The organism is Mangrovibacter phragmitis (genome assembly GCF_001655675.1).
In the GTDB taxonomy this organism is placed as follows: domain Bacteria; phylum Pseudomonadota; class Gammaproteobacteria; order Enterobacterales; family Enterobacteriaceae; genus Mangrovibacter; species Mangrovibacter phragmitis.
In genome coordinates, this window is the sequence record NZ_LYRP01000012.1 from 147025 (window position 1) to 166157 (window position 19133).

Here is a 19133-nt window from a genome sequence, read left to right on the forward strand (position 1 = left end):
TTCAGTAGAAAGGAGAGAATGCTGTTTATGACAAGGAGCGTCACAAAACACCTGCCCGTACCGGCATCATTATTACTGACCTGCCTGCTGTTCCTGCCACTGGATGCAATGGCGACAGGTAATGAAGAGCGGCGTAAACTGCACAATACTCGTAGCACTGCGACGAACAGCGTGGGCCAGGCCGGTGACGCCGTGCGGGCGCGCATGCGTAACCGGGACAAATTACTGGCAAAGCGCCAGTCCCGGCCCAGTGCAGTACCACCAACACCCGGCCAGCGGCAGCAACATGCCGCGAATCAACCCGTTGAGCGGGCGAAAAACCGGGAATTACTGGCGATGTATGCCAACTGGTTGCCCGGACAACATAGTGCGGCCCAATCCCCCGAAGACTCACGCTGGTCCACCGGGGGGCAGACACACACATTGCGCGAGCAGCACACCATTCACCATGTTGTGAACCGCCTGAAAGCACAACTGGGAAAGCCTTATGTCTGGGGCGGCCACTCACCAGAAAGTGGTTTTGATTGCAGTGGCCTGGTATGGTACGCCTTTAATCCGCTCCTGAACCGTAAATTACCCCGCACTGCAAACGCCATGTATCAGGACCGGCAGCTCAACCCGGTTCACCGCCAGCAACTGCGTAAAGGCGATTTGGTATTTTTTAGTATCAAAACGCCCAATGCGGCAGACCATGTGGGGGTTTACCTGGGGGACGGGCAGTTTATTGAAGCGCCCCGCACCGGGAAGAATATTCGTATCAGCGAATTAAATAATGACTTCTGGAAAGCAAAATACCTGGGAGCGCGCCGGGTTATCAAAGAATCAGTCCTGTTATAAACAGAAAAAAAGCGTGAGCAACCTGCTCACGCCCGAGTCTGATGACAAACCTTATGTCCGCACAGAACGAGAGGATGTCACCCAATAAAAAAACAAGGAAAATCAATTTATTGATTTTCGGCTGCTAACTAAAAAGAAGGAAAAACCACGTTTTTTCCTTCTTTTTCATCAATCTGAAGCGTGAGCAACCCGCTCACGCCCATGAGTTATCCGTACTGATGGTTTCCTTTCCTGAAAGGCTAACAACCCTTAAAAACAACAATAAGGAAATATGTTAGACAAGCATTAGATTAATGATTTCAATCATCCCGTACACAGCGCCATCCTCAACAATTGATAAATAAATCACCGTGAAAAATCCTAACCTGCTAATTGCATTGATTAAGCGCACAGTTCTTAAGCTAAATTTCGCTACTAATATAGCTCTTTACTCATCAATTTCAGGCTGCATTACGAGCAGACAGGCTGGCACGAAGGAGCTGGTTGCACCCCGGCCGAGTTTTTGAAGGGTGTATAACAATCGTTCATGAGTCTGATTTTGCCATGATACACAACGCCCTTATGAATACCCCTCTCATACAGGTGCCATGTATGCGGTTCCTAATGGCTCGCGGATGGATAGAGGTTGTTGATGGCGGTTTTACAAACACTTGCCCGTAGAGCGGCAAAAACAGTCTTTTTCATAGCGTCATCAATCGCTGTAGGGCGAACTTTAGGCCCTCCCGAAAATTGGGTTAGCATCAATTTTGTTCATCAGCTTGGGAGGGCCATTTATGGCCCTGGAGATATCGGAGCAGATAATTTCTGGGATCTCATGTTTTACATTGATTTTCTCACTGTCATTTCAATTACGACTGTCATCTACATCGTAACAATGAAGTTAATAACCAAAATAAGGAAAAAGTGAAATGCCAATCCCTCCATATATGTGGCTTAAAGACGACGGCGGCGCAGATATTAAAGGCTCCGTGGGCGTGCAAGACCGTGAAGGCAGTATTGAGATCATCGGCCTGAGCCACGGCATAAACCTCCCGGCAGACAATGCTAACGGCAAAATAACCGGTACCCGCCAGCACTCATCCATGCGGATTGTTGACGGCAATATCATGTACACCGATGCATGGAATGAGCGTCCGACTGCGTAAGATGAATTCCACCTCGAAGTTATTGGCTGTAATCAGGTATATCTGTCGCGCCATTCTTGTGCTGATTGCTTTCTTCTTCGCCAGCTTCATTTTTTCAGGCGTAGTAGAAGCGATGATTCCAGAAACGTGGATCGATTGGGTGCAAGGCTCGCTTAATTTTAGGCAAAGCATTGAAGGTTATTACGATGCATGGGAGTTAATCGCTTTTCTTATCAGCCTGCCAACGGCCATGCTGGCATCCTGGTTAACCTTCCGTCTATCTGGATATCTGCCTTTAATCCGCTCCTGAGCCGTAAATTACCCCGCATCGCAAACGCCTTGTATCAGCGAATTAAATAATACTTCTGGAAAGTAAAATACCTGGGAGCGCGCCGGGTTATCAAAGAATCAGTCCTGTTATAAACAGAAAAAAAGCGTGAGCAACCCGCTCACGCCCATCACCACATTCCGTGTGATAAAGAGTAACGCCAGGAATCACCAGCCTGACGTTACCCGGGGATATCATCACCGTTGTTACGGTTACTTTTTCCCGTTCGGTTGCAATTGCTCACCGACTTTCAGCCGTAACAACTCATCATCCCGGGTTGAAACACGGGCACTGCCATCAGGCATCCGGTAAGCACCTTCAGTAAACCCGGCACCGTTAATAAATGGCGCAACAGCGTCGGGTTTATTCTGCCGCGCGGCTTCCAGCGCCAGAATGGCGTAAGGGTCGATACTGTCGATGCTGGCATACTGCATATCCGGGCTATTCATAAAGAAGCCATGATGCAGGTTATGGGCAATAATGTTGTCTGCGACCTTTTCAGCCACTGCCAGGTATTGTTTATCCTGGGTGGCACGCCACAAATCAATCAGAGCAAAAATTGCGTATGGTTCACGATTACGGGTATTCAGGTCTAATTTCGCTTTCCCCGACACCACGCCAATATCGCCCAGGCCTCTTGCCAGGGCAATGCCCCGTGCGACAGCCCACAATTCCGGGTCTGGCGCAATGGCATAAGCGCGTGCGTAAGAAAGGAGAAACTCACTGCCTGCCGGGTAGGGCGTCAGTACTGTGCCTTTTTTGCCATAATAGCCATCCCGCGGGAGTGTATAACCCGACAAATCTGTGCCATTAGCCAGCATCGGCCGGAATGTATTGTCGCGGGCGTCATACGCGTATTTGGCAAAGGCTTTCAGCCCGTCCACTGTCCATGTTTTTAGTGTATCGCCTTCCGCCCCCAGGTCCGCTGCCAGTTGCAGTTGCATCAGGGCATTTTCAGAATAAAGGGTACTGGTTCGCCCTTTAAGCAGCATATTGCCTTCCAGGGCATCCGGCCCAAACTCCGGGCCAAACTGGCGCTGAGCGCGGTCGCCATATTTGGAATGAGTGTCACTGTCATCGGTGGTTTCCGCCCGCTTTAACGCCTGGGTAAACTGGTAAACCCCAAGGCCGGTTTGCTTATCGCGCGGTAGTACATATTGCTGTGCCAGGCGCAGCGCCCAGGTCAGCGCTTCGGGCTCGTGGTTATATTTGGCAAGCAATGAAGCAGAATAGATAAGGTCATTGCCCGCATTTAAAAAACTGAGCCCTTTAGTGGCGAAAAATGGCGGTTGCTGGGTGAAATCATTGCGCCATAATTTTCCCATTGGTTTACCGTATTCACCGTGACGGCTGGTCTCCAGGGCTTTCCAGTCGTATACATGGGCATTCCAGAAAGCATGAATAAACCGAACTGTTGCGGGTTTATCTACCTGAAACATCAACGAATAAAAGGGATAGGCATTCTTGAGTTCATGCACCAACTCTTTCTCGCTCGGCCCTTCGGGTTGCAAGGTTTTTAAGTCTACAAAACGGTGCCCGCCCCAGAAAAGCAAACCACTTTTATCCTGGTAATGATCAAAATAGTAACGCACCAGGGTTTGCGCCCGCTCAGCATAGCGTGGGTCGCCGGTGAGCTGCGTTAACCCCACCAGTACCCGCATAAAGTTTTGCTGGGCTGAAAAATTGGATAGCACAGCATGGCGGCCATCAGGGAAAACCCATTCCAGCTGCTGGCCGGTTCGCGGGGCTACACCATCCGCCAGCAGAGGAGAAGGCGTATCACCATGGTAGTGATCGGCCGCTTTATCCAGCACCGTATCGGCATACTGTTTTACCACATCAATGCGCGAAGCAGCCTGTACCTGAACCGCGACCAGGCTGGCACAACATAATGCAGCCAAAGACTGTTTTTTCATTGCGATATCCTTAGTCAAAAAGGGCTGCATCCCAGCCAGAGAAAATAGCGTGTAGTTGATAATGTGAGGCCAGCTCCGGCGCTAATTGATAATGTTCGCCCCCACGCCCGGCTCCGGGGCCTGTATTGTTCATTTCGTAAAAACGGCTGTCCTCAGGATAAAACCAGACCTGTTCACCCTGTTTATCTTTGCCGGACATTTTGTCCCAGCCATAGATATGGTCATCTATTTGGCACTGTATAAAGACGGCTGTGCCAATGGCATGGGGATCTGCGTAGCGGCCATCTGCAAAAGTCGTTGTGGGGTGCCACGGGCGACCAAGAGCAAAGCTTCCGGCGGGTACTCCTGGCTCTTTCGTCAGATGGCTGTGCATGAAAATAAGCCCGTAAGGTTTGTCATCCGGGGTGCTGGGTGCCGTGATATACCCCAGCGGCGGGGCGATATCACTACGATTGCGGGCAATAATGGTACAGCGGTCAAACACCGCAATACCGCCGCCAAAAATAAAGTCCACATGGCCGCTAATTTCGCAGTCAGTAAAATAGCTGCGGCTGCCATTCTTGCTGTAGAACGTGTCCTGGTAACCTTCCAGGCGCACTTTGCGAAACCGCGCCTTGTCAATATTCTTGCCAACCATTAATGCTACAGCCTGGGTGTCTTTCAGCTTGTTGGGATCGTCTGCCGGTAACGCACTGTTTGCCGGGAAATCAAAGCTGTTGCGCACTGTCAGGTTTTCCAGTGTTACACCCGAAGCCGCCACCTCAACAGTACTGGTGCGGAACGTTCCCAGTTTTTTACCCGCGGCATCCAGAGCACCTGCTGGCGTGTTGGCTTCAATAATCGTGTTCTCCCGGGATTCGCCCACTAACGTGACGGGTTTAGTGATCACCAGACGCTCATGCCAGACACCATTCTGAATTAAAATACGCCAGGGTTTACCCTGCTCTGGCGCAGCCTGAAGCGCCGCCTGGAGAGAATGGTAATGGTTGCTACCTGGTGTGGAAGACACAATGGCGTCCCAGGGGCTGGCATGAACCATCCCACTCGCCATCATTGCCATCGCGAAGCAGGTGGCAGGCAAAAATGAACGTGTCATAAGCTCAGTTCCTCCATTCTCAGGGTTGTAATTGCGTAGCGAGAGATTTCAATTGCGGGTTTTCCCGAATCAACCCGGCGACCAGGGCAGCAATGGTTTCTGCGCCTTTTTGCTGAAAGTGGGTCGTGTCAGGGTTTGCCAGCGTGCCGCTGGTTTGTGTCTGGTACCAGGGGTAACGGGCAGGATCAACCGCCAGCCAGTAAGTCTGCCAGTCCTGTGGGTGCTGGTTAGCCAGGGCGAGTGTCGCCGCTTCCAGATCAAGCAAAGGCACTGCGTTATCTGCCGCGGTTTTACGCACACTGGCAATATAGTCGCCACTGAACAGGTAGCCCGGTTTTGCCGGGGTGTGATGGCTGCTGACTACTGGTTGGGCATCGCCGTTTACAAAAGCCGTTTTCCCCCGGGCGTTTTTGACTCTGGCGGTTGGGGTAAGCAGTACAGGGTGTGCGCCCTGAGCCCGCGCCAGTGTGATATAACGCTCAAGAGAGGTTTGGTAGGACATCTCCGGATGCCCTTCCGGGAACTGGCGTTCCCCTTTGTTGTTATTGGGGTAGGTACACAGGTTTTTGACATCGGCTGCGCCACGCAGTGGTTTGCCGCTGTTACAGTTCTGGTCGTTATGCCCGTGAGCAATCAGCACATAGTCGCCAGCGCGCATAAAACGCGCCATTTGTTGGTACCAACCTTCATTATAAAAATCCCGGCTGGAACGCCCGGCACGGGCGCCATTGAGCACTACCACGCCGCTATCTGGCGCAAATTGTTGCTCAAAAACCTGGCCCCAGCCCATGCGCGGCAGGCGGCTGACTTCATAGGTTGCGGCCGTTGAATCACTGACAATCATTACCCGGGTTTTCGCCGCCAGAATGGCCACTCTCTCTTTTACAGCACGCGCATAATCAAAGGGTTCATATGGCCCGGCATTTTGCAGGCCCACCAGCGGGCGGAAACTGATATCTGTGAGGATAGTGCCTGCGGCTTCACCACTGTTATTGTCATAACCGCGGTTATGGTTGATAACGGCCAGAATCTGGCTCATCCCATCGCCCGGTTGCATTGGCAAAGTGACGGGATTTATATGCTGCGGTACCAACCCCACCTGCACCAGGGCATCATGCATTCCGGCCTGAAAACGCGCTAAAGGGGCTGCCAGTTGTGCTGTGTCGAGGGCAATACCTTTAGCCATGATCCATTGTTGCGGCCCGATATACCCGGTAGCCGTGGCAATTTCCGACACCATGCGGTCAGTAAACGGTGTGATATTGGCGATATTGGTTCGGCTGGCATCCAGCACAGGGAGCAATGACGCCATGCAGCGCGCCCGTGGCTGGTCATTATGCAGGCAATCCTGGCTGGTGACCCCTTCCCAGGGATGAGTGTTAATAGCGGAAAGACGTAAAGGGGCGCTTAACCCCTGAGCATCCAGTTGATAGCGGCCTTCATTATCCGTGACAGCAGTACGTTGCAGCCCGTAGCTGTCAGTGACAGTGACGGTGACCGCGCGAAAAGGCTGTTCAGCTATCACCATCCCTTCCAGTACCGGTGCTGCGGTGGCTGATAATGCCGGCCCGCATAGCCCGGCACAGAGTAAAAATTGACGCGCTTTCATACTCTATTTCCTGTTCAAAGCGGGTGCGAACACCCGCTGGTGAGTTAGAAGGTGTAAGTAACGCCGGTTTTCAGGAGTGCCTCGCGCCCGCCTTCCTGAGCGCTTTTCGCCACATCCTGGGCACCCACATTCAATTGCCATGCAGGGTTTACTTGCCAGTCAATATATATATCTTGTTGATAATCATGCTTTTTGTTATCTGTCAGGACATAATCAGCTTTGTGCCAGTAGGCCTTGTAACGTAGCGCCAGGTTTTCCAACAGTTGATACCGGGCACCTACTTCGTAGCGGTGACGATGGCGGTTGAGTTGCTCCCCTTTCCCGGCCCGGCCACGCGCAAGTTTGCGGTAGTCGTAACGGTATTGGGTGTATAACGACAACGGTTCTGCCGCTTGCCAGGCCAGCATCAGCCCCGGAGTGTAGCGGGCTCCGGCTGTCTGGCTGTCGCCCATCTCACCTGGCGTTCCTTCACCGCTGGTTCCCCCGGAATAAAAGCGGGCCTGCAAACTGGGGCTGAGTGTTAGTTGATTATTTAAATGGAAATGGTAACCAGAGAAGAATGAATAGGAATTAGAAACCACTTCATCAAACGCGGTATCTTTATTTTTCCCATAGAAATCGATTTTTATTTTAAACCAGGCATCTCCTTGCTCATGCAACAGGCCAAAGTTGTCACTGTGAATCCGGTTTTCAGTTGCATAACTGTGCTCATAAAAAAAGTATGTTTCCGCTGCTGAAGTGACAGACGGTAAAAAAAACAGGCCGGACAGCCCCAGAGTAATGATTTTTTTCATTATTAATTCCCTATATATGAATAAACTCAGTCGAATAAATAATTAAACCCGATTTTGTATTGCTGCTGGCGTGACTTAGAGTTACCAGAAACTGTAACGTCATCGACTTCAATATAGGGACGAAACTGTTTGAAATACCTTACTGCGATTTTGAACTGATGCTCGGTATCAGTCTTCTTACCGTTATAAACAGCATACTTATTGGCAGTGAATACACCGTTTTTATAACTCCATGAATCATTAATGTTATCGCCAATAAAGTAGTTATACACATAACTCAGTTGCAGATGAGGAATCCCCGAATAACTGATACCACCATCCAGGCGGTGACGGCCAGTATCTGAGCGGGAACGGTAGACTTCACCAGCATGCCCGTATTTATCGGACTGGCTTATGGTGCTGTAGCGGTAATCACGCGTGAGTTTTTTCAATTCATAACGATAACGCCCATAGACTGACCATTCCTTGTTAATAGAATAACTTAGTTTGGCTCCTGGTTGATAAGTCAGCGAGGTATTACCAAAGGCAAACTCCATTGAAGGTGTCAGTGTGGCTTTACGTTCTAACAGCTTAATGTCTTTCTGAAGAACAATGCCGCCAGAGCCACCCTGCATATCATCATAGGCGACATCATAATTGCGGCTACTGCCCGCAGAGGTGCCAAACTTAATTTCGAAATGCCATAGTTCGGGTGTTTTATGGATAAGTTTCAACGTATCATGGTGACGCCTGTCTGTTGTTTTGAATTTATGTTCATACTGGAAAGTTGTTCTGCCATCTGCAGCCAGTAATGAACAGGGAATACAACCAACCAGAATACCGATTGTGAGTTTATTTATGATACAACCTTTCATGACATCCTCTTTTATTGTCGGAAAGGGTGCTTACGCACCAGGAATATCATAAATCCCAGAGGTGTTTTTATAGTTATATGACTCATGCTGTGCTCAGTGAATGGCACAGCTAATAATAAACTCGCCCGGCACCTGAGCCGGAAAGCAGCGAGGTTTTGTTATTTTGACTACGGGTGATTAGTCAGGTTTTCAGAAACCTCTTTACGATTTTTGACCTGCACATGATGCATCAAAAGAAACGACGTTTTAATTTAAAAATCACAATATTTCACTTTTGTTTTTGCATTTGTGACGGTGCTCAACATTAAATAACGGCCGGGGTTGTTTTTATTCCGGGTTCTTTTAATGACAATGTGCCATGAAATGAATATTTACCTTCAGTCATCATTTCCGGTAGCAAAGACTGAGGAAGTACCAAAAAATGCCGATATATACTTAACTGTATGCCAACTACCCGGTCCACCAAGGAGGCACCATGCGTACCTGGTTCGATAAACTGACAGGCAAGAACAAACCGCCCCGGTTTATGAAGAGCTGGGCCCCGGAGCGGGAAGCGATTTACCACTGGATGGCGACCTGGCAATGTAGCCAGCACCACGAAGAGATGGCCTTGCCCGATGAGCCGCCTGCTGAAGATGAGAGCTTGCGCTGGGCACCCGGGGCGCTGGATGGCACCCTGGCGTGGCATACCGGGCAACCCGACGATGTACGCCAGAAAGTCGCCCAGAGTATTCATGCACTCCAGGCCGTACTGGCTGTGCCATCCGACGAAACGGCAATGCAGGGACTGTATCGTTTGCTGAACGAAGGTTATCCACTGAGCTATATCGATGCCCTGTTGCAAGAAATCGCTAACACGCGAACCATTGCCGCTGAACGCCTGCGCTGGCTTGCTGAGTGGCTGGCAACAGAAGCACCAGACCGCAATGTGGTGAAAGTCGCCATGGCTTTGTTGATGTTTTTCCCCGGCGAGCGGAGTGTATCAATCCTGACCACGCTGGGCGCGCATGATGAGTTTACGCTCTATGCTGTCGTCGCATTACGCGCCATGTTAAGCCAGGAAGAATACGCACAGGTCTGGTTTACACTGGCGCAACAGGCTGAAGGATGGGGGCGCATTCATCTGATTGAGCGCTTACCCACTCCACTTCCCGATGAGATTCGCCACTGGCTGCTGCGCGAAGGTTATAGCAATACCGTCATGAATGAATACACCGCCTGGCATTGTGCCAGTGGTGGAGATTTACCCCGGGCATTGCAGGAAGAACAGGACGAAGCACTGCTATTGGGTGCGGCGGGCATTATTCAGGCTCTGATTGCTGGCGGCCCCGCCCGTGATATGCGTAATTATGACGACAACGACCTGCTGTGTACCCGCTGGTTACAGCGAATACACACTCTGCCGCCTGCCGATTTACACTATTATCTGTGTGCCAGTGCTATTGCCAACTGGGCCGCACGCCAGGCAGAAGAAGATACCGACAACGCGCCACGCTGGCTGGATTTACGCCATCTGGCCGTAGATGTACTGGCTAACCCCGGCTGGGCAGAGTGCATTAGCGAAGAATTTGACCAGCCGGACTGGTCACGCTTTTATCTGGCAGTACAGGCAAGCCAGTGCCGGGGAGAAGACCCCTGGCCCAAAGTTTATGAACGCCAGAGCCGTTTTCCGAATGAAAGCCACTGGTATACGCTGCTGCAAACTCACGCCAGAGAGCGGGCCAGCATGGTTCAGGCGCTGGCAGAACAGCAATTGAACCTGGCGCAGATAGCCAGCGGCCCTTCTCTTGAGGTGGGGATTGGCACGGGCTGGCATGATCACCATGTACTGGATGGCATCTTATATGGGTTGCAACGTTTCCCGGGGGTGGGCTGGTCACTGGTGGATGCAGGGCTATACAGCCCATTGATTCATAACCGCAGTGTCGCTCTGCAAGTGCTTGAAGCCTGGTCATTACCCGACGATACGCGCTGGCGGCTGGAGCATTTATTACGTGTTGAGCCAGACGATGAACTGCGTCTGCGTATTAGTGAGCAACTGGCCACATTATCCACCGCATAACATTTTGTGCGGTTTCTCTGACGGGCAACGGGTACCCGGTTTGTGTGCCAGCCAGCATACGCTCTGATACGGGTGTTGAGGTAAGTATCCGGGGCAGGTAAAGCCCGGATAAAAGTGAGTTTGTATTCTGTCTGTTCCTGCGTTATATCCTTTTAGCAAAGTGTTAATCATCCTCATGACGGAGAGACCATGACTAAAGTTGCAGTGGTTTATTATTCTGGCTATGGACACACCAAACTGGTAGCTGAAAACGTTGCCGAAGGTGCTCAGGCGGAACTTATCGAAATTGACCAGGAAGGCAATATTCCTGAAGCCGCATGGGACACGCTGCAGGCTGCAGACGCCATTATTTTTGGTGCGCCGACCTATATGGGTTCAGCTCCATGGCAGTTTAAGAAATTCGCCGACGCCAGCTCCAAACCCTGGTTCACCCGTGCCTGGCAGGACAAAGTGTTCGGTGGTTTCACTAACAGCGCCAGCCTGAATGGCGACAAACAAGTCACCATGATTGCCATGCAAACCCTCGCTGCGCAACATGGCGGGATTTGGGTAAGCCTGGGCCAGTTGCCAGCAAATACCCTGGCATCCACCCGTGACGATGTGAACAACCTGGGTGGCTCCGCAGGCCCGCTGGTACAGTCTCCTTCTGATGCTGGCGCGGATAAAATTCCGGCAGGTGATTTGGAAACTGTTCGCCTGTACGGCGCCCGTGTTGCCTCTATCGCTGCACGCCTGAAATAAGCCACATCACTTGATGTAATCCTCTGGCGCGGTAATCTGATGCCGGGGGATTACGTATTTGGATACAGCCTCCACAGTTGCACTTACATTGCTAAAGTGAACTGAACAATCGCACCAGCCAGGGTGAACTGCCCCCGTTCTGCCAGTACTGAGCAAATTGCGCGCCGTGTCAGCCACACTGCTTTCTCTCACCAACTGCGCCCGGCGCCCGCAGGGGGCACTGGCCCCCTGCACCCCCTCTTGTGGCCGGCAAAATCGCCGCTTCGCGGACATTCGGCTTACCCCGGCGGCCTGTTCGGGTACCGCTCCGGGTCGGCTTCCTGCCTCCCGTCGCTCTGCCTGCGTCCTGCAGGCAGCCCCGGCCCGCCAGGCACGCCTCAACGATTTAGAGGCCACACCCCACACCCGCCTGTCATATCTCAGCAAAAAACACACAAAGACATACCATGCACAGAACATACAGCCACTCAGCACAACACAAACTATCCGCTACTTGCAGCGAGGGTTGTGTCGCGTAAGACCGGTGAACCGCAGAAAGGAAGACAAGGTTATTCCGCCCGGATGGCGGAATAAGGCGAACCGAGGCATGGATGCCGAGTCGAGCCGGCCGCAGGCTGACTGCCCGGAGGTGAACGCAGTGCGCAGCACCGGTCGCCCGCGAAAACGGGGATTGCAAAGGGGGCGAGCCCCCTTTAGCCCGTTCACAGGCTGTGAAGCCACATTGAGCGCATCACTTCAGGTGAACGGAACTTCCACCACACTGGTAACAGGTTCAGTAAACAGTACTCAACCACAGTAAAATGATCTGCCAGCACAGAGCCAGTTGCGCGCCGTGTCCATCACACTGCTTTTTCTCACCACCAGCGCCCGGCGCCCGCAGGGGGCACTGGCCCCACCCCCTTTTGTGGCCGGCAAAATCGCCGCTGCGCGGACATTCGGCTTACCCCGGCGGCCTGTTCGGGTACCGCTCCGGGTCGGCTTCCTGCCTCCCGTCGCTCTGCCTGCGTCCTGCAGGCAGCCCCGGCCCGCCAGGCACGCCTCAACGATTTAGAGGCCACACCCCACACCCGCCTGTCATATCTCAGCAAAAAACACACAAAGACATACCATGCACAGAACATACAGCCACTCAGCACAACACAAACTATCCGCTACTTGCAGCGGGGACAGTTCGCGTAAGACCGGTGAACCGGAGAAAGGAAGACAAGGTTATTCCGCCCGGATGGCGGAATAAGGCGAAACGAGGCATGGATGCCGAGTCGAGCCGGCCGCAGGCTGACTGCCCGGAGGTGAACGCAGTGCGCAGCACCGGTCGCCCGCGAAAACGGGGATTGCAAAGGGGGCGAGCCCCCTTTAGCCCGTTCACAGGCTGTGAAGCCGCATTGAGCGCATCACTTCAGGTGAACGGAACCCGCTACACTGACACACTGCAAGTGAACGGAAACAACCACGCTGCAAGTGAACGGAACAGTCACCGTACTGGCACCACTGCAAGCGAACAAAAAACCGCCCACGGGCAAAAAACACTACTCACTCTCCAACACCATCTCCGCATTCGCCACATCATCCCGGCGCGACTTCGTCGACAGAAAATAGAGATAACCCGCCACCATAAAGGCAATAAACAACCCACCAATTTCCGGGTTAAACCACAGCATCGCCACCAAGCAAATCACGGAACAAACCAGCGCAATCGCCGGGATAACCGGGTAACCCGGCGCACGATAACTGCGTTCCAGTTCCGGTGCGCTACGGCGCAGGCGAAACAGGCTCAGCATACTCATGATATACATCACAATGGCACCGAACACGGCCATGGTTATCATGGCGGCGGTCAGGCTCATACCCTGCAGATTTACGCCATCACAGAAAATCGCGATGATACCAATCACACCACCGGCCAGAATTGCACGATGCGGTGTCTGGAAGCGGGACAGTTTTGCCAGACCATGAGGCAGGTAACCGGCACGGGCCAGAGCAAAGAACTGGCGGGAATAACCAAGAATAATCCCGTGGAAACTGGCAATCAGGCCAAACAGGCCAATCCACACCAGCATATGCATCCAGCTGGAGTGTTCGCCAACAATCATTTTCATTGCCTGCGGCAGTGGGTCGTTAATGTCGGACAGTTTACGCCAGTCACCTGCGCCGCCTGCCAGCAACATCACACCAATCGCCAGTACCACCAGAGTAAGAATGCCGGTGATATAGGCGCGGGGAATGGTGCGTTTCGGGTCTTTCGCTTCTTCTGCGGCCATTGCAGCCCCTTCAATCGCCAGGAAGAACCAGATAGCGAAAGGAATGGCGGCAAACATCCCGGAAACAGAACTCAGTGAGAAACCATCGCTGCCTGCCCAGCCATGGGCAACAAAATTACTCATGGTAAACCCAGGGGAAACCACGCCCATAAACACCAGCAGTTCGATAACCGCCAGAATGGTGACCACCAGTTCGAACATGGCCGCCAGTTTTACGCCCAGAATATTCAGCCCCATAAAGACAATATACGCGCCCACCGCCGCATATTTCGGATCCAGCCCGGGGAACTGCACATTCAGGTAAGCCCCTATCGCCATGGCAATAGCGGGTGGTGCAAAGACAAACTCAATCAGAGTTGCCATGCCTGCAATCAGGCCGCCCGTATCGCCAAAGGCTTTACGGCTGTAGGCAAACGGGCCACCGGCCTGTGGAATGGCGGTGGTCAGCTCGGTAAAGCTGAAAATAAAACAGGTATACATTGCAGCAATAAACAATGTGGTAATCAAAAACCCCAGTGTGCCTGCCACTCCCCAACCATAGCTCCAGCCAAAATACTCTCCGGATATGACCAGACCCACGGCAATACCCCACAAGTGCAGGGCGCCCAGTGTGGGCTTAAGTTTTGTCGTCATATTTGTATCCCCGTCAGTTATCGTCGTTGTGTGAACGCGTTATTTTGTGAACGTCTTATTTTGCGAATGTTGGTGCGTTTGCTCTCTGATAATGCCGCCAGTGCGGTGGGGAAAACTTGACATCAGCGCGTCGATTCTTGCGCGCTGATGTCAAGTTGACGGGGAAAAGCGGCGGGAATAGTGGTCTGGGTCAATTTTTGCGGCTGTAGTGTCAAGCACGGCAAGGGGAAATAACTTCATGCTGAATGCACCCTGAACCAGACGGACAATATTCATGAGCGCAAAACAGTATGACACCCTGGACAACACAACTCTGACACGACTGGCGCAGCAGGCACTGCGCCGTTACCCGGCACCATTGCAGGGTGAACTTCGCCTGTTATGCCGTTCTGAAAACGCCACCTTTGTCGTGACTGCCGGGGGAAAACGCTATGCCCTGCGCCTGCACCGTGGCGATTACCATGAAAAAGTGGATATCGAAAGCGAGCTGTTGTGGCTGGATGCCCTGCGCGAAGCCGGTATTCCGGTGCCAGAGGCACTGGTTGACTGTGAAGGTGTGCGGGTACAAACATTGCCGCTGGCAGGCGGGCAGGTACGCCATGCTGTTTTATTTCACTGGATTGAAGGCGACATGCCAGACACCGGCGTGGATCCCAGAGCTTTCCGCCAGTTGGGGGAAATTACCGCACGGTTGCACCAGCACAGCAGGCAGTGGCGCAAACCGGAAGGTTTTCGGCGTATTTTGTGGGACCACCCTTCAATGGTTAGCCCGGAAGGGCACTGGGGCGACTGGCGCGATGCACAAGGGCTTACCCACCACAACCATGACGTGGTGGATGCAGCCCTGGCGCGTATTCGCCATCAACTCAATGAATATGGCCGGGATCAGGCGCGATTTGGGCTGATCCATGCCGATCTGCGCCTCACCAATTTATTGCTCTGGCAGGGTGAAACCCGGGTGATTGACTTTGATGATTGCGGCATGGGCTGGTACCTCCATGACCTGGCTGCCGCTATTAGTTTTGTTGAGCACCACCCGCGGGCTGAAGCCTGGGTGGAGAACTGGCTCGCCGGTTATGAACGAGTGGCGCATATTTCTGACGCGGATATGGCGGTGGTTCCCGCCTTACTGATGCAGCGGCGTATACAGCTTACTGCCTGGGTGGCCTCTCATGCACAAACAGAAATGGCACAAAGCCTCGGGAGTGAATGGGTTGGGCATACCGTGCGTTTGTGCCACCGTTTTATGGAAGAAGACGCCCTGTTGCCTGTTGGGGCATAACGTTTGCTGCAGTAACCCTTGTGATGCACAGTAATGACCAGGTGCACTACGAGTGGGCAGCCTGGCTCCCGGGCGCGCACCAGCAGGGGCTTCTGGCTGCTAACTGATTGATTCTGTTTAACCCCATAAGTGGTACGAATATTGCTCTCACTTATCCCATTCATTAACAGGTAAAGGTGAAGCAATGATGACAACGCCTTCGCTGCATTCGGCGCTCTCTGGTTCGCTTAACAGCGCAGCAGGGGGAAATATGGGGGTTTTATCTGCCGCCGCCTCTGGTCTGGGTGATTTCATTAGCCAGTACGGTGGCGATGCAGACCGGGTGTTTGGTATCAGTGGTGTCGACCCCGAACTGCTTGCCAGCCCTACACTCAGCCTCGGGTTGGTGAATTACTGCCGGGTAATGGAAGAAGCTGCGCATAACTCAGGTTTTGATAATTTCGGTTTACACTACGGACGGCAGTTTAAACCGCAGTCATTAGGCCTGATTGGCTATATCGGTTTGTGTTCCGGCACACTGGAACAGGCGCTGCATAACGTGGCAAACGCGTTTCCGTATCACCAGCACGACACCTTAGTGCGCATGGTGGATAAAGGCGATTGCTGGCGGCTGGATTACCAGGTACGCCATGGTGCAATTCTTGCCCGTCGCCAGGATGCCGAACTGACGTTAGGCATGTTTATGAACCTGATTCGCCATGCTATGGGTCCGCACTGGGCACCACGGGAAGTACATTTTGAGCACCCACGCCCGGAACAGTGGCACGAACACTGTAAACTGTTCGATGCGCCGGTGTATTTTGAGCAGCCTTTTAACTCACTGATAATCCCTAAACGCGAGCTTTCCCGGACCATGCCAGACAGCGACCCTATGTTGCTGCTGGTAATGCAGGATGCCATTCGCCGCCTGAACAACCGGGTGCCCAACCAGGGCATTGTTGACCAGACGCGCACGCAAGTGCACCTGCAACTGGCTATGGGTGAACCGGTTCTTGACGATGTCGCGGAAAAAATGGGCCTGTCTTGTGGTTCATTGCAACGCCGGTTACGTGAGCAGGGCGTGAGTTTTACCACGCTGGTGGATAAAGTTCGTTGTGAAATGGCGACACACTATTTACAACAGAACCAGTTACCGGTGTCGGAGATGGCACTGTTACTGGGGTATTCAGAAGTGAGCGCGTTTTCCCGCGCGTTCCGTCGTTGGTTTGGGGTAAGCCCACGCCAGTGGCGTAAAGGTGAGCAGGTTCTGGCTTATCGGGAATGATAAAGCGCCGGGAAGCGTGGGTTCTTACCTGTCGGTGTGGCTGTTATTCGGGGAAGTGTACTAAAAGAAAAACTGTGGCATTAATGCAAGCGTGCCAGTTGAGACGCGATAAAAAAATGCGTCCGGGGCTGTTAGTCACAAGGACACCCCCGGACGCATCAATTCACTTATTCACTTTGGTTGAGATGGCGGTGCCGCCCGGAGCCATGTTTTACAATGGTGGCGGTATTATCGTGAATGACCAGTTTGCGGTGGTTCGACAACCAATGATCCTGCCCTAATAACTGACGTGCCTGACGATTCGTCTTCATGCATTCTCCTTACGTTGTTCAAAGATGTTAAGGATACTTCGTGTTATCAGAGCGCCTGGCCGGAACCAGGCGCGGCCTTACTGTTATGCGACGCTTACTCCTGGTGTTCAAGTGCTTTACTGTTGCTGTTTGTAATCGCAATCCGCTGTGGTTTTTCCTCTTCCGGAATTTCCTGCAGCAGACTGATAGTGAGTAACCCCTCGTTCAGAGCCGCTCCGGTGACGGTGACACTGTCTGGCAGGCTGAAGCTTGAACGGAAGCTGGCGCGGCTGATTCCGCGATGAATCCAGCTTTCTTCACTGCCGCCTTTTTCTTCTTCATGTTTACCGGAAATAGTGAGCTGCCCGCCTGTGGTTTCAATTTGCAGTTCGTGTTCTTTCCAGCCTGGGACACTCAGAATTAAGTCGTAACGGTTATCGCCAGTGCGTTTGATATCGTAGGAAGGTGCGCCACTAAGCGGTGTATCGCCAGTCAGCTGGCTGAACAACCGGTCAATACGGTTGAAGCGGTCAGGGAACAGTGAATCTGAAAGCAATGGGAATAAAGACAAAGCATTACGTGCCATGATTAACCTCCTGAACATAGTCAATATTCAAAAAGCAGTTCATGTTTTGTGGTGGGGGTTGTGCCCTCTCCGCAATGAAATATAGGGTGCCTGGCGTTTTTTTCAACCCCAGGAAAGTGAAATTTTTTTGTCGCCAGCCCCGGCCTTGCTGGCCGGGGATGTGAGCACAATTATTGTTTGGCAGATAGCGCGTGAATCACAAACGGCACGGAGTCACGTAAGGACGGGTTAACCGTTCCACTGTGGTCCAGTCCAGGATATTCACGGATTTCAACATCTGTTCCGGCCGCTTTCACCGCACTGGCGAAGTGCTGCTGCATGGCGGTGGGCACATTGATGTCATTGCCGCCAATGCCAATAAAGACCGGGTGGTTGATATGCAGGGTTGGGTAGCGCAGTGTGGGGGTTTGCTCAACCAGAACCGACTGGATCGCGGGTTTCAGGCTGTTGGCCGCATTGAGTTTTTCAGCCATCACTGCCTGGGTCAGCGGTGTGATGCACAGCTTACGGGCCTCATTGAGTAACGGCAGGGCTTTTTGCTGAAAATCGTTTTCCGGTTTCAGTGCCGGGTTGTGGTCGGCAGCGGAAAGGTAAATATAAAACGCATAAGGAATTTTTGGGTCCCCGCCATCCCCGGTTGATTCTCCGGTGAAGAGTTTATCGGCAGAAAGCGTGTCATCAAAAAAAGGTGTGCCGGTTAACACGGTGGCGCGTACGTGCAATTCCGGCGCGTAGTCAGGCTGCCAGCCTGCACTGGAAAAGGCCGCATGCGCCCCCTGAGACTGCCCAACCAGCACCAGTTTGTTAGCCAGCGGAAAGTTTTTCAGTGCCGCCCGCACGCTGTCCAGCACACTCCAGGCTTCTGCCCGTGCGTTCAGGTAATGGTGTAAACCGGAAGATCCCAACCCGGCATAATCGGGTGCAACCACTGCGAACCCCAGCGATAACCAGGTATTCAGGTACTGGCTGTCTCTGGCGGTACGTGGGTTCAGTGATGGCGCGCAATCCCGGCCCACACCCACTGTTCCGTGTGTCCAGACCACCACCGGCCAGCCACCGTCTGGCATTTTGCCATGGGGAATAAACAGTGCGGCGGTGTCTTCGCGCGGGGTTTTCCCATCCACACCACTGACCGAGCGGTAGGTTATCAGGTATTGTTCGGCGGCTTCCTGCAAACCGTGGTCGGCAGGCAGTGCGACTTTGTTCACCAGCTCACCGGCAGTGGTATCGGGTGCGGCGGCATAAGCCAGTGAAAAGGTGAAAGGTAATAATGCAGGCAGCGCCCAGCGCGCCAGTGAGCGAGGTATCAACATAGCGTGTTCCCTGTTTGTGGCTACAAGACCGCCACCTGGCAGTCAGTTTCAGGGGGTAAGTGTAGCGAAATTAACCTGATGATGCCGTCTTTCTGCAAGGAATATTGCTTATTCCTGGTCACGACTGGCCTGGTTGTCGTTCCAGG

At 52.7% G+C, this 19133-nt stretch carries 17 protein-coding genes and 2 pseudogenes; 9 read left to right on the plus strand and 10 right to left on the minus strand.

Annotation, left to right across the window (positions count from 1 at the left end; translation table 11 throughout):
* The first annotated feature begins 27 nt into the window (after positions 1 to 27).
* From A9B99_RS10970 to A9B99_RS10985, 5 genes and pseudogenes are all read left to right on the plus strand, one after another.
* Positions 28 to 837, plus strand: coding sequence for a C40 family peptidase (locus A9B99_RS10970; RefSeq protein WP_064598026.1), 810 nt, complete (start codon positions 28 to 30; stop codon positions 835 to 837).
* Positions 838 to 1320: 483 nt separating this feature from the next.
* Positions 1321 to 1497, plus strand: a pseudogene (locus A9B99_RS24190) (DUF2778 domain-containing protein); the annotation flags it as partial.
* A complete protein-coding gene (locus tag A9B99_RS10975) occupies positions 1469 to 1744 on the plus strand; it encodes a hypothetical protein (protein ID WP_064597426.1) in 276 nt (91 codons plus the stop codon). The pseudogene A9B99_RS24190 and the gene A9B99_RS10975, both read left to right, overlap by 29 nt.
* Before the next feature lies 1 nt (position 1745).
* Positions 1746 to 1949: pseudogene (locus A9B99_RS10980) on the plus strand (type VI secretion system tube protein Hcp); the annotation flags it as partial.
* A gap of 13 nt (positions 1950 to 1962) precedes the next feature.
* Positions 1963 to 2271, plus strand: coding sequence for a hypothetical protein (locus A9B99_RS10985; protein WP_156519042.1), 309 nt, complete (start codon positions 1963 to 1965; stop codon positions 2269 to 2271).
* A 230-nt stretch (positions 2272 to 2501) separates the two neighbouring features.
* Here A9B99_RS10985 and A9B99_RS10990 read toward each other — a convergent pair whose 3' ends face one another.
* The 5 genes from A9B99_RS10990 to A9B99_RS11010 are packed head-to-tail and all read right to left on the minus strand — an operon-like array spanning position 2502 to position 8558.
* Positions 2502 to 4205: a pectate lyase gene (locus A9B99_RS10990; protein WP_064597430.1), complete on the minus strand. Its 1704-nt coding sequence runs from the start codon at positions 4203 to 4205 to the stop codon at positions 2502 to 2504.
* Between the two features lie 10 nt (positions 4206 to 4215).
* Positions 4216 to 5301: a pectinesterase family protein gene (locus A9B99_RS10995; protein ID WP_064597432.1), complete on the minus strand. Its 1086-nt coding sequence runs from the start codon at positions 5299 to 5301 to the stop codon at positions 4216 to 4218.
* A gap of 19 nt (positions 5302 to 5320) precedes the next feature.
* Entirely contained in the window at positions 5321 to 6910 is a 1590-nt protein-coding gene (locus A9B99_RS11000; protein WP_064597434.1) for an SGNH/GDSL hydrolase family protein, read from the minus strand.
* Between the two features lie 44 nt (positions 6911 to 6954).
* The gene (locus A9B99_RS11005) at positions 6955 to 7704 is read right to left on the minus strand and encodes an oligogalacturonate-specific porin KdgM family protein (RefSeq protein WP_064597436.1); all 750 of its coding nucleotides are present in this window, start codon (positions 7702 to 7704) and stop codon (positions 6955 to 6957) included.
* A gap of 26 nt (positions 7705 to 7730) precedes the next feature.
* Positions 7731 to 8558 (minus strand): oligogalacturonate-specific porin KdgM family protein, encoded by an 828-nt coding sequence (locus tag A9B99_RS11010; RefSeq protein WP_064597438.1) that lies wholly within the window; start codon positions 8556 to 8558, stop codon positions 7731 to 7733.
* Positions 8559 to 9033: 475 nt separating this feature from the next.
* On the opposite strand from A9B99_RS11010, the gene A9B99_RS23835 reads away from it, so the two are divergent.
* Together A9B99_RS23835 and A9B99_RS11020 are read left to right on the plus strand one after the other, a co-directional pair.
* The gene (locus A9B99_RS23835) at positions 9034 to 10620 is read left to right on the plus strand and encodes a hypothetical protein (protein WP_064597439.1); all 1587 of its coding nucleotides are present in this window, start codon (positions 9034 to 9036) and stop codon (positions 10618 to 10620) included.
* Between the two features lie 189 nt (positions 10621 to 10809).
* A complete protein-coding gene (locus A9B99_RS11020; protein WP_064597440.1) occupies positions 10810 to 11361 on the plus strand; it encodes a flavodoxin family protein in 552 nt (183 codons plus the stop codon).
* Positions 11362 to 12887: 1526 nt separating this feature from the next.
* Here the strand turns inward: A9B99_RS11020 and eat are convergent.
* Both eat and A9B99_RS24380 read right to left on the minus strand, forming a co-directional pair.
* Positions 12888 to 14252 carry an ethanolamine permease gene (gene eat, locus A9B99_RS11025; protein WP_036116622.1) on the minus strand — a complete coding sequence of 455 codons (1365 nt, stop codon included), beginning with the start codon at positions 14250 to 14252 and terminating at the stop codon, positions 12888 to 12890.
* A 150-nt stretch (positions 14253 to 14402) separates the two neighbouring features.
* Positions 14403 to 14528 (minus strand): hypothetical protein, encoded by a 126-nt coding sequence (locus A9B99_RS24380; protein ID WP_269448067.1) that lies wholly within the window; start codon positions 14526 to 14528, stop codon positions 14403 to 14405.
* On the opposite strand from A9B99_RS24380, the gene A9B99_RS11030 reads away from it, so the two are divergent.
* Positions 14527 to 15534: a phosphotransferase enzyme family protein gene (locus A9B99_RS11030; protein ID WP_064597441.1), complete on the plus strand. Its 1008-nt coding sequence runs from the start codon at positions 14527 to 14529 to the stop codon at positions 15532 to 15534. The two genes, A9B99_RS24380 and A9B99_RS11030, sit on opposite strands and share 2 nt — an antisense overlap.
* A gap of 187 nt (positions 15535 to 15721) precedes the next feature.
* A complete protein-coding gene (gene qhpR / locus A9B99_RS11035; RefSeq protein ID WP_197499272.1) occupies positions 15722 to 16798 on the plus strand; it encodes an AraC-like transcriptional regulator QhpR in 1077 nt (358 codons plus the stop codon).
* A gap of 167 nt (positions 16799 to 16965) precedes the next feature.
* Here qhpR and sra read toward each other — a convergent pair whose 3' ends face one another.
* The 3 genes from sra to A9B99_RS11045 form a co-directional block, all read right to left on the minus strand.
* Entirely contained in the window at positions 16966 to 17109 is a 144-nt protein-coding gene (gene sra, locus A9B99_RS23200) for a stationary-phase-induced ribosome-associated protein (RefSeq protein ID WP_074388793.1), read from the minus strand.
* Positions 17110 to 17203: 94 nt separating this feature from the next.
* Positions 17204 to 17674, minus strand: coding sequence for an Hsp20 family protein (locus tag A9B99_RS11040; protein WP_064597444.1), 471 nt, complete (start codon positions 17672 to 17674; stop codon positions 17204 to 17206).
* Positions 17675 to 17844: 170 nt separating this feature from the next.
* Complete coding sequence (locus tag A9B99_RS11045; protein ID WP_082917864.1) at positions 17845 to 18987, minus strand: alpha/beta fold hydrolase; 1143 nt, start codon at positions 18985 to 18987, stop codon at positions 17845 to 17847.
* Positions 18988 to 19133 lie beyond the last annotated feature (146 nt).

Coding starts and splice junctions, on each gene's coding strand:
- A9B99_RS10970 (WP_064598026.1), top strand. CDS start 28: ATGACAAGGAGCGTCACAAAACACCTGCCCGTACCGGCATCATTATTA.
- A9B99_RS10975 (WP_064597426.1), top strand. CDS start 1,469: ATGGCGGTTTTACAAACACTTGCCCGTAGAGCGGCAAAAACAGTCTTT.
- A9B99_RS10985 (WP_156519042.1), top strand. CDS start 1,963: ATGAGCGTCCGACTGCGTAAGATGAATTCCACCTCGAAGTTATTGGCT.
- A9B99_RS10990 (WP_064597430.1), bottom strand. CDS start 4,205: ATGAAAAAACAGTCTTTGGCTGCATTATGTTGTGCCAGCCTGGTCGCG.
- A9B99_RS10995 (WP_064597432.1), bottom strand. CDS start 5,301: ATGACACGTTCATTTTTGCCTGCCACCTGCTTCGCGATGGCAATGATG.
- A9B99_RS11000 (WP_064597434.1), bottom strand. CDS start 6,910: ATGAAAGCGCGTCAATTTTTACTCTGTGCCGGGCTATGCGGGCCGGCA.
- A9B99_RS11005 (WP_064597436.1), bottom strand. CDS start 7,704: ATGAAAAAAATCATTACTCTGGGGCTGTCCGGCCTGTTTTTTTTACCG.
- A9B99_RS11010 (WP_064597438.1), bottom strand. CDS start 8,558: ATGAAAGGTTGTATCATAAATAAACTCACAATCGGTATTCTGGTTGGT.
- A9B99_RS23835 (WP_064597439.1), top strand. CDS start 9,034: ATGCGTACCTGGTTCGATAAACTGACAGGCAAGAACAAACCGCCCCGG.
- A9B99_RS11020 (WP_064597440.1), top strand. CDS start 10,810: ATGACTAAAGTTGCAGTGGTTTATTATTCTGGCTATGGACACACCAAA.
- eat (WP_036116622.1), bottom strand. CDS start 14,252: ATGACGACAAAACTTAAGCCCACACTGGGCGCCCTGCACTTGTGGGGT.
- A9B99_RS11030 (WP_064597441.1), top strand. CDS start 14,527: ATGAGCGCAAAACAGTATGACACCCTGGACAACACAACTCTGACACGA.
- A9B99_RS24380 (WP_269448067.1), bottom strand. CDS start 14,528: ATGAATATTGTCCGTCTGGTTCAGGGTGCATTCAGCATGAAGTTATTT.
- qhpR (WP_197499272.1), top strand. CDS start 15,722: ATGACAACGCCTTCGCTGCATTCGGCGCTCTCTGGTTCGCTTAACAGC.
- sra (WP_074388793.1), bottom strand. CDS start 17,109: ATGAAGACGAATCGTCAGGCACGTCAGTTATTAGGGCAGGATCATTGG.
- A9B99_RS11040 (WP_064597444.1), bottom strand. CDS start 17,674: ATGGCACGTAATGCTTTGTCTTTATTCCCATTGCTTTCAGATTCACTG.
- A9B99_RS11045 (WP_082917864.1), bottom strand. CDS start 18,987: ATGTTGATACCTCGCTCACTGGCGCGCTGGGCGCTGCCTGCATTATTA.